Origin of the sequence: Streptomyces sp. NPDC050423 (assembly GCF_040655445.1) — a bacterium.
In the GTDB taxonomy this organism is placed as follows: domain Bacteria; phylum Actinomycetota; class Actinomycetes; order Streptomycetales; family Streptomycetaceae; genus Streptomyces.
Genome location: NZ_JBFAJY010000038.1, coordinates 72,791 through 81,490, shown reverse-complemented (window position 1 = coordinate 81,490; position 8,700 = coordinate 72,791). Strand labels below are relative to the sequence as shown.

General features: G+C 74.5%; 11 protein-coding genes. 5 read left to right on the top strand and 6 right to left on the bottom strand.

Annotation, left to right across the window (positions count from 1 at the left end):
* Nucleotides 1-540: HAD-IC family P-type ATPase (locus AB0I52_RS25595; RefSeq protein WP_363076291.1), on the top strand; the 540-nt coding region annotated here is incomplete at its 5' end.
* Nucleotides 541-747: 207 nt separating this feature from the next.
* Here AB0I52_RS25595 and AB0I52_RS25590 read toward each other — a convergent pair.
* From AB0I52_RS25590 to AB0I52_RS25575, 4 genes are all read right to left on the bottom strand, one after another.
* The gene (locus AB0I52_RS25590; protein WP_363076289.1) at nucleotides 748-1,614 is read right to left on the bottom strand and encodes a biotin-dependent carboxyltransferase family protein; all 867 of its coding nucleotides are present in this window, start codon (nucleotides 1,612-1,614) and stop codon (nucleotides 748-750) included.
* Nucleotides 1,611-2,243 (bottom strand): 5-oxoprolinase subunit PxpB, encoded by a 633-nt coding sequence (pxpB, locus tag AB0I52_RS25585; protein WP_363076303.1) that lies wholly within the window; start codon nucleotides 2,241-2,243, stop codon nucleotides 1,611-1,613. The genes AB0I52_RS25590 and pxpB overlap by 4 nt, the downstream gene beginning before the upstream one ends.
* Before the next feature lie 44 nt (nucleotides 2,244-2,287).
* Entirely contained in the window at nucleotides 2,288-3,037 is a 750-nt protein-coding gene (locus AB0I52_RS25580) for a 5-oxoprolinase subunit PxpA (protein WP_363076301.1), read from the bottom strand.
* 185 nt (nucleotides 3,038-3,222) lie between these two features.
* Nucleotides 3,223-3,873 carry a maleylpyruvate isomerase family mycothiol-dependent enzyme gene (locus tag AB0I52_RS25575; protein WP_363076287.1) on the bottom strand — a complete coding sequence of 217 codons (651 nt, stop codon included), beginning with the start codon at nucleotides 3,871-3,873 and terminating at the stop codon, nucleotides 3,223-3,225.
* Between the two features lie 92 nt (nucleotides 3,874-3,965).
* On the opposite strand from AB0I52_RS25575, the gene AB0I52_RS25570 reads away from it, so the two are divergent.
* Both AB0I52_RS25570 and AB0I52_RS25565 read left to right on the top strand, forming a co-directional pair.
* Complete coding sequence (locus AB0I52_RS25570; RefSeq protein WP_363076285.1) at nucleotides 3,966-4,640, top strand: hypothetical protein; 675 nt, start codon at nucleotides 3,966-3,968, stop codon at nucleotides 4,638-4,640.
* A 94-nt stretch (nucleotides 4,641-4,734) separates the two neighbouring features.
* Nucleotides 4,735-5,967: a Cmx/CmrA family chloramphenicol efflux MFS transporter gene (locus AB0I52_RS25565; protein ID WP_363076283.1), complete on the top strand. Its 1,233-nt coding sequence runs from the start codon at nucleotides 4,735-4,737 to the stop codon at nucleotides 5,965-5,967.
* A 6-nt stretch (nucleotides 5,968-5,973) separates the two neighbouring features.
* Here AB0I52_RS25565 and AB0I52_RS25560 read toward each other — a convergent pair whose 3' ends face one another.
* Both AB0I52_RS25560 and AB0I52_RS25555 read right to left on the bottom strand, forming a co-directional pair.
* The gene (locus AB0I52_RS25560) at nucleotides 5,974-6,246 is read right to left on the bottom strand and encodes a DUF4031 domain-containing protein (protein ID WP_363076281.1); all 273 of its coding nucleotides are present in this window, start codon (nucleotides 6,244-6,246) and stop codon (nucleotides 5,974-5,976) included.
* A complete protein-coding gene (locus AB0I52_RS25555) occupies nucleotides 6,243-6,611 on the bottom strand; it encodes a hypothetical protein (protein ID WP_363076279.1) in 369 nt (122 codons plus the stop codon). The genes AB0I52_RS25560 and AB0I52_RS25555 overlap by 4 nt, the downstream gene beginning before the upstream one ends.
* 111 nt (nucleotides 6,612-6,722) lie before the next feature.
* Between AB0I52_RS25555 and AB0I52_RS25550 the strand changes: the two genes are divergently transcribed.
* Together AB0I52_RS25550 and murQ are read left to right on the top strand one after the other, a co-directional pair.
* Nucleotides 6,723-7,640 (top strand): MurR/RpiR family transcriptional regulator, encoded by a 918-nt coding sequence (locus AB0I52_RS25550; RefSeq protein ID WP_363076277.1) that lies wholly within the window; start codon nucleotides 6,723-6,725, stop codon nucleotides 7,638-7,640.
* 64 nt (nucleotides 7,641-7,704) lie between these two features.
* Nucleotides 7,705-8,670, top strand: coding sequence for an N-acetylmuramic acid 6-phosphate etherase (gene murQ, locus AB0I52_RS25545; RefSeq protein ID WP_363076275.1), 966 nt, complete (start codon nucleotides 7,705-7,707; stop codon nucleotides 8,668-8,670).
* The last annotated feature ends 30 nt before the right edge of the window (nucleotides 8,671-8,700 follow it).

The following is an 8,700-nucleotide window of genomic DNA, read 5'->3' as shown; positions in this document are numbered from 1 at the left end:
GACGCCGTCAAGGACACCAGCGCCGAAGCCATCACGAAGCTCCGCGCACTCGGCCTCACACCCATCCTGCTCACCGGCGACAACCGCGCCGTGGCGGAGTCGGTGGCGGCCGAGGTCGGCATCGACGAGGTGTACGCGGAGGTCATGCCGCAGGACAAGGTCGACGTCGTCAAGCGCCTCCAGGCGGAAGGCCGTTCCGTCGCCATGGTCGGTGACGGGGTGAACGACGCGGCCGCCCTCGCCCAGGCCGACCTGGGCCTCGCGATGGGCACCGGCACGGACGCGGCGATCGAGGCGGGGGACCTGACCCTGGTCCGGGGGGACCTGCGGGCCGCCGCCGACGCGATCCGGCTGTCGCGGAAGACCCTCGGCACCATCCGTACGAACCTGTTCTGGGCCTTCGCCTACAACGTGGCCGCCCTGCCGCTGGCCGCGGCGGGTCTGCTGAACCCGATGATCGCGGGTGCGGCGATGGCGTTCTCGTCGGTGTTCGTGGTCGGCAACTCGCTGCGGCTGCGGGGGTTCCGGGCCGGGGTGTGACCGACCGCGCGTCCCCGCCCGCGGGCGGCCGGACTCAGCTCCCTCCGGGAGCCGGGCCTCCGGCCGCCCGCCCGGTACCGGGCGCGGGTACCGGACGCGATTCCGTGCCGAAGCGTTCCAGAGGCTCCGCCTCGTGGCGCCCGCATATGAGCGGCCGGCCCGGCGGATCACCCCGGATCGCCCCGGATCACTCCGGGTCGCCCCGGATCACCTCCCGGTGAGCACGAACCGTACCGGCGTCCCCGGCGTCACCCGCGCCGCCGCCGCCAGCGCGGGTTCCGGGACGACGCCCACCACCGGGTAGCCGCCCGTCGTCGGATGGTCGTTCAGGAACACCACGGGGCGGCCGTCCGGAGGGACCTGGACCGCGCCCAGCACCATCCCCTCGCTGGGCAGTTCGCCCTGCCGGGCGCGGACCAGCGCGGGGCCCTCGGTGCGCAGGCCGATGCGGTTGCTCTGCGGCGAGACGTGGTACTCCGCCGTGGTGAGCGTGCGCAGGGCGGCGGGCGTGAACCAGGTGTGGCGGGGGCCGAAGAGCACCGGGAGCACCAATTCGGCGGGCACCCCCGGCCACGGCACCGCCGCGGCGGGCGGGGTACCGGCCTGCGGGGGCGGCCCCAGTGGCAGCACGTCGCCGTCGCTCAGGGGCGCCGGGCCCAGCCCGGAGAGCAGGTCGGCGGACCGGCTGCCGAGCACCGGCTCCGGTTCCAGGCCGCCCGCGAACGCCAGGTAGCCGCGCAGCCCGTACGCCGCGGGACCGGCGTCCAGCACCGCGCCCGCCGGTACGTGCACCGCGGCACCCCACGCCACCGGCCGCCCGTCCACCGTCACCCGGCAGGGCGCACCGCCGACGACCACCCGCACCGCGCGGCTCGGGCGGACCGCGCAGCCGGTGGCGGTCGTCTCCAGCAGTGCGGCGCTGACGGGGTTGCCGGCCAGCCGGTTGGCGAGCCGGGCGGACGGCGCGTCCAGGGCGCCCGCCCGCCCCACCCCCAGGTGCGCGTGGCCGAAGCGCCCCTCGTCCTGCACGGTGGTCAGGGCCCCGGCGCGGACGACCTCGATCCCCGCGCTCACGCCCCCGCCCCCGTGCCCGCGTCGACGAAGCGGACGTGCGCGCCGGGCGTCAGCAGTGCGGGCGGTTCGCGGTCCGGGTTCCACAGGGCGGCCGGGTCCGGCGTCCGGCCGATCAGCTGCCAGCCGCCGGGGGACGGGCGCGGGTACACCCCGGTGTAGGGGCCCGCCAAGGCCACCGCACCGGCCGGGACCCGGGTCCGCGGAGTCGCCCGGCGTGGCAGGTGGAGGTGGTCGGGCAGGCCCGTCAGGTAGCCGAAGCCCGGGGCGAACCCGCAGAAGGCGACCCGGAATTCGGTCCCGGTGTGGAGGGCGGCGACCTCGGCGGCGGCGACCCCCCACGCCTCGGCGACATCGGCCAGGTCCGGGCCGTCGTACACGACGGGGATCTCCACCGGTTGCCCGGTGGCGCGTCGCAGCGGCGGTACCCGCCAGGACGCCAGCTCACGGGCGAGCCCGGCCGTGTCCCGCGCGATGCCGTCGAGCAGGACCGTCCGCGCACCGGGCACGACCTCGCGCACGCCGGGCAGTTCGCCGGCCGCGCGGCGCCGCAGCACCTCCGCGTGGAAGGCTTCCGTCTCCTCCCCGGAGCCCAGCTCGACCAGCAGCGCGTCCGCCCCCGCGGTCAGCACGACCGGCGCCGGCCCGCGGTCCTCCCCGTCCGGCGGTGGCGTACTCACGTGAACGCCCGGACCACGACGCCCGCCCCTTCCAGCGCCGCCCGCACCCGCCGGGCGATCGCCGCCGCTCCCGGGGTGTCGCCGTGGACGCACAGGGACCGCGCCACGACCGCGATCCGTCCGCCGCCGGCCGCGATCACGCTCCGGTCCACCGCGAGACCGACGCCGCGGCGCACGACCTCGTCCGCGTCGTGCACGACCGCGTCCGGCTCGGTGCGCGGCACGAGTGTGCCCCGCGAGGTGTACGCGCGGTCGGCGAAGGCCTCCTCGACCGCGGGCAGCCCCGCCTCGGCGGCCCGTACGAGCAGCCGGGAACCGGGCAGTCCGAGAACCGCCAGGTCCCCGCCCGCCAGCCGGACACCCTCGATCACCGCCGCCGCCTGCTCGTCGTCGCGGACCGCGCGGTTGTAGAGGGCGCCGTGCGGTTTGACGTACGAGACGGTGGCACCGGCCGCCTCGGCGAACACCCGCAACGCACCGATCTGGTACGCCACCTCGGCGGTCAGCTCACCGGCCGGCACGTCCATGGAGCGGCGCCCGAAGCCCGCCAGGTCGCGGTAGGAGACCTGCGCGCCGATCCGCACGCCCCGGGCGGCCGCGCTGTCGCAGACCCGGCGCATCACCGAGGGGTCCCCCGCGTGGAAGCCGCACGCCACGTTGGCGCTGGTCACGCACGCGAGGAGGGCCTCGTCGTCGGTGAGCGACCAGCGTCCGAACCCCTCGCCGAGGTCCGCGTTGAGGTCCATGGGAGCGGCGGCGGCCGGCTCGTCCCCCCGGTCCGCCGGATTCATCGGATTCGTCACGAAGCGCACGTTAGCGCGTCCGCGTACTCAGAACACGAGCCCGGGAAGCCCGCCGGCGCCTGTCGTCGGACTGCCGTCATTGCCCGCACGGCAGACGGCAGTCCGACGACAGGCCCTGGTCCCGGGCCTCAGAAGACGGACAGCTCGCTCTCCTTCACGCCCTCCAGCTCGTACCGCGTCCCCACCAGCGGCCGGCCCGCGTACAGCCGGATCAGCGTCGCCCCGTCCCCCCGGTACCGTCCGGGGGCCCGGCCCTCCCGCTCGGTCCCGATGGTCAGCTCCTCGTCGCTGTCCTCCAGCCGCGCGACCAGCAGCGGCGCCTTCCGGCGGGCGAACGGGGCCAGGAGCCGGAGCGCGTGCGTCAGCCCGGGGCCCTGGTACGCCCCTTCGAGCCCCCATGCCTCGCGCACGTCCCCCGCGTGGATCCACTCCCCCAGCGCCACCCCGTCCAGCACCCCGCCCGCCTTGGCGATGGCGGCACCGGCCTCGGCCATCCCCCGCTCCAGTTCGTCCACCACCTGCGCGTCCGTCCAGTCGGCGCGCTCGGCGATGTCGCGGTCGTTGCACTCGGGGCTGAACACGTCCGGCCCGAACCGGCTCTCCACCACCCGGTTCAGCACGGAACCGCAGTGCGCGAGGACATCCCGCACCGTCCAGCCGGGGCACGCGGTGCGCAGAGCGAAATCGCTCCTGCCGGCGGACCGCAGCAGCGGGAGGAGTTCGTCCCGCTCGGTGCGCAGGAGGAGACCGGGCAGTCCGGGATCGCGTTCGTCAGCCATGCCCCAAGCCAACCATCCCGCTCCCCGGCGGACTTGGGTATTCGGCGAACGCGCGGGGCAGTCGTCACCTCGGAGGTCGTAACCTCGCAGGCATGGACGACGACACCGCCCGGCCGCGCCGCCACGGCACCGACGACGCACTCCGCGACCGGTGGCGCGACTGCCTGGTCGCGGCCCGGCGCGGCACCGAAGGCCCCGATCCGCTGCCGTACGCCGACAACCTCCTGGCGCGCTGGGCCGAACCCCAGCGCAAGTACCACACCACCGCCCACCTGGCGGCGGTCCTGGACCGCGTCGACACGCTCGCCTCCCACGCCGCCGACGCGGACGCCGTACGGCTCGCCGCCTGGTTCCACGACGCGGTCTACCGCCCCGACCGCTCGGAGAACGAGGAGCGCAGCGCCGTCCTCGCCGAGCGCGCGCTGCCCGAGGCCGGGGTGCCCGCCGGGACCACCGCCGAGGTCGCCCGGCTGGTCCGGCTCACGGTCACGCACGATCCGGCCGGCGGCGACAGCAACGGCGAGGTGCTGTGCGACGCGGACCTGGCGATCCTGGCGTCGCCGCCGAAGGAGTACGCCGCGTACGCGGCCCAGGTGCGCGAGGAGTACGGCTTCGTCCCCGACGAGACGTTCCGGGAGGGCCGGGCGGCCGTGCTGCGGCAGCTTCTGGAGCTGCCGCGGCTGTTCCGTACGCCGTACGGGGCGGCCGAGTGGGAGCCGAGGGCCCGGCACAACCTGCTGACCGAGCTGGAGCTGCTCGCACGCTGAGCTGACGGGCCGCCGGGCCGCCGGGGCGGGAATGTAACGGGCAATCGCGCTGTTGGCACCTGTCATGCCCGACTCTGCCCCCCGCCGCTCACCTATGCCCCTGGCCGTATACATCCTCGGCCTCTCCGTCTTCGCCCTCGGCACCAGCGAGTTCATGCTCTCCGGACTGCTGCCGCCCATCGCCGACGACATGAACGTGTCGATCCCGCGCGCGGGGCTCCTCATATCCGCGTTCGCGATCGGCATGGTGGTGGGCGCCCCGCTGCTCGCCGTCGCCACGCTGCGGCTGCCGCGCCGCACCACGCTCATCGCGCTGATCTCGGTCTTCGGCCTCGGCCAGGTCGCGGGCGCGCTCGCTCCGACGTACGAGATCCTCTTCGCCTCCCGGGTGATCAGCGCCTTCGCGTGCGCCGGGTTCTGGGCCGTGGGTTCCGCCGTCGCCATCGCGATGGTCCGGGTGGACCAGCGGGCCCGCGCCATGGCCGTGATGATCGGCGGGCTGTCCATCGCCAACGTGCTGGGGGTGCCGCTGGGCGCCTTCCTCGGGGAGAGCCTCGGCTGGCGGTCGGCGTTCTGGGCGGTCGGCGTGGCCTCCGCCATCGCCCTCGTCGGGGTGGCGACGCTGATCCCCCGTATCCCCGTCCCGGACGAGAAGCCGCAGCTGAAGCGGGAGATGGGCATCTACCGCGACCGGCAGGTGTGGCTGTCCATCGCGATCACCGCGCTCGCGGCCGGTGGGGTGTTCTGCGCGTTCAGCTATCTCGCGCCGGTGCTGACGGACGTCGCCGGGCTGGACTCCGGCTGGGTACCGGCCGTGCTCGCGCTGTTCGGGGTCGGCGCGCTCATCGGTACGACGATCGGCGGCCGGGTCGCGGACGCGCACCTCTTCGGGGTGCTGCTGAGCGGTATCACCGCGTCGACGGTCTTCCTGGCCGCGCTGGCGCTGTTCGCCTCCAACCAGGTCGCGGTGATCGTGCTCTCGTTCCTGCTGGGCCTGTCGGCGTTCTACACCGCCCCGGCGCTGAACGCCCGGATGTTCAACGTGGCGGGGGCCGCCCCCACCCTGGCCGGTGCGACGACCACCGCCGCGTTCAACAGCGGCAACACCGGCGGCCCCTGGCTGGGCGGCACGGTGATCGACGCGGACTTCGGGTATGCGGCGACCGCGTGGGCGGGGGCGGCGATGACCGTACTGGCGCTGGTGACGGTGGTGTTCTCGTTGCGGCTCCAGCGCAGCCGCAACGCGTCCTCCCTGCTCGTGACGGGCGCGCCGGCCGCCAGGCCGGACGGCGTGGCGCTGGAGTCCGCGCCCTCGACGACCGTCTGAGCGCGCTCAGCCCGGTGCCGGACGGCCCTTCGGGCGGCGCAGGCCCGCCTCGGTGATCCGGCGGACCAGTTCCTTGGAGCCGATCTGCCGGGCCCCGGCCCGTACCGCGTCCTCGTACCGGGTCTCCGGCAGGTCGTAGTGGTCCCGCTCGAAGGCCCGTTCCGGGCAGCCGATGGACGCGGCGAAGCCGTGCAGCTCGTCGAACGACTCGTCGCTGACCAGATGCGACCAGAGCCGCCCGTGCCCCGGCCAGTCCGGCGGATCGACATAGACCGTCACGGGCGCAGTATCCCGCCGAGCGAGCCGACCGGGGCGACCGCCACGGCGGCCTTCGTGCAGACCCAGTGCGGGTCCGGGCCCAGTTCCGGTTCCACGTCGAGCGCGTGCGGGTCGCCCGCGTCGCAGACCGGGCACAGCGGCCAGCGGCCGTACTCCTCCAGCAGCGCGTCCTGGACGTCCTGGGCGACGAGGCCGACCACGAACTCCGCCCCTTCCGGCCACTGCTCGACCCACCAGCGCCGGTGCGTCACCGCGTCCTCGACCATCGAGACGATCTGCGCGTGCGCGACGTCTCCGGCCGCGAGGTCGGCCATGACACGTGCGCGGGCGGTGTGCAGCGCCTGCTCCAGGGGATTCAGCTCCATACCGCCATTCTCCACCTCAGCCGTTGCCCACCTGCCATCCCGGCCGCCGCCGCCAGAGGTCAGGACCAAAGGGGGGTTGACGGACATGCGCGTTGAAAATATCTTTCAAATGTGACCAATCACGTGAAGGAAAGTTTCAGCGCTGATTCGCCGCCCGCCCCGGCAGCCCTCGCCGCCAAGGTGCGCACGCTCGCGCCGTCCATGACCCGCTCGATGCAGCGGGTCGCCGAGGCGGTCGCGGGCGACCCTGCGGGCTGCGCCGCGCTGACGGTCACCGGTCTCGCGGAGCTCACCGGCACCAGCGAGGCCACCGTGGTCCGCACCGCCCGCCTCCTCGGCTACCCCGGCTACCGCGACCTGCGCCTCGCGCTCGCCGGTCTCGCCGCCCACCAGCAGTCCGGCCGGGCCCCCGCCGTCACCGCCGACATAGCGGTCGACGACCCGATCGCCGACGTGGTCGCCAAGCTCGCCTACGACGAACAGCAGACCCTCGCCGACACCGCCGCCGGGCTCGACACCGTGCAGCTCGGTGCCGCGGTGGCCGCCGCCGCCACCGCTCGCCGGATCGACATCTACGGGGTCGGCGCCTCCTCGCTCGTCGGCCAGGACCTGGCCCAGAAGCTGGCCCGGATCGGCCTGATCGCGCACGCCAACATGGACCCCCACCTCGCGGTCACCAACGCCGTGCAGCTCCGCGCCGGTGACGTGGCCATCGCGATCACCCACTCCGGTTCGACCGGTGACGTCATCGAGCCGCTGCGGGTCGCCTTCGACCGCGGCGCGACGACGATCGCGATCACCGGACGCCCCGACGGGCCGGTCACCCAGTACGCCGACCACGTACTGACCACGTCCACGGCCCGCGAGAGCGAGCTGCGCCCCGCCGCCATGTCGAGCCGTACGAGCCAGCTCCTGGTCGTCGACTGCCTGTTCATCGGAGTCGCGCAGCGTACGTACGAGACGGCGGCCCCGGCCCTCGCCGCCTCCTACGAGGCGCTGGCCCACCGCCACAACCCACGCACCCGCTGACACCCGCGTAGAGAACCCCGCACCCGCAGAGCCGTACGAGTTCGAGAAAGCAGAGCCGCTCTCCATGACCTCCATCACCGACGCCGACGCCACCGCCCCCGACGGATACGGGGAGCTGCGCGCCCAGCTCGCGACGCTCACCACCGAGGCCTTCCGCCCCGAGCTCGCCGACATCGACCAGCTGGCCACCGCGGAAATCGCCCGGATCATGAACGGCGAGGACCAGACCGTCCCCGCCGCCGTCGCCGCCCGGCTGCCCGAGATATCCGCCGCGATCGACGCCACCGCGGCGCGCATGGCCCGCGGCGGCCGGCTGATCTACGCGGGCGCCGGCACCGCGGGCCGCCTCGGTGTGCTGGACGCCAGCGAGTGCCCGCCCACCTTCAACACCGACCCGGCGGACGTCGTCGGCCTCATCGCGGGCGGCCCGTCCGCGATGATCACCGCCGTCGAGGGCGCCGAGGACAGCAAGGAGCTGGCCGCCGCCGACCTCGACGCGCTGGGCCTCACCGCCGACGACACGGTGGTCGGCATCTCCGCCTCCGGCCGTACGCCGTACGCGATCGGTGCCGTCGAGCACGCCCGTACCAAGGGCGCGCTGACCATCGGCCTGTCCTGCAACGCGGACTCCGCGCTGGGCGGCGCGGCCGAGCACCCCCTCGAAGTCGTCGTCGGCCCGGAGCTGCTCACCGGCTCCACCCGGCTCAAGGCGGGCACGGCCCAGAAGCTCGTCCTCAACATGCTCTCGACGATCACGATGATCCGGCTCGGCAAGACGTACGGAAACCTCATGGTCGACGTCCGCGCCTCCAACGAGAAGCTGCGCGCCCGCTCCCGGCGGATCGTCTCGCTGGCCACCGGAGCGTCGGACGCCGAGATCGAGGCCGCGCTCGCCGCCACCGACGGTGAGGTGAAGAACGCCATCCTCACCATCCTCGGCCAGGTCGACGGCCCCACCGCCGCCACGCTCCTGACCGCGTCGGACGGCCACCTCCGCGCCGCGCTCGCCGCCGCGCCCCGCACCGCCTAGGTCCTCTCGTTCGGATCAGGCCGGGCGCGC

Coding starts and splice junctions, on each gene's coding strand:
- AB0I52_RS25555 (WP_363076279.1), bottom strand. CDS start 6,611: ATGGAGCTGAATCCCCTGGAGCAGGCGCTGCACACCGCCCGCGCACGT.
- AB0I52_RS25580 (WP_363076301.1), bottom strand. CDS start 3,037: ATGGACCTCAACGCGGACCTCGGCGAGGGGTTCGGACGCTGGTCGCTC.
- AB0I52_RS25570 (WP_363076285.1), top strand. CDS start 3,966: ATGGACGACGACACCGCCCGGCCGCGCCGCCACGGCACCGACGACGCA.
- AB0I52_RS25565 (WP_363076283.1), top strand. CDS start 4,735: ATGCCCCTGGCCGTATACATCCTCGGCCTCTCCGTCTTCGCCCTCGGC.
- AB0I52_RS25575 (WP_363076287.1), bottom strand. CDS start 3,873: ATGGCTGACGAACGCGATCCCGGACTGCCCGGTCTCCTCCTGCGCACC.
- murQ (WP_363076275.1), top strand. CDS start 7,705: ATGACCTCCATCACCGACGCCGACGCCACCGCCCCCGACGGATACGGG.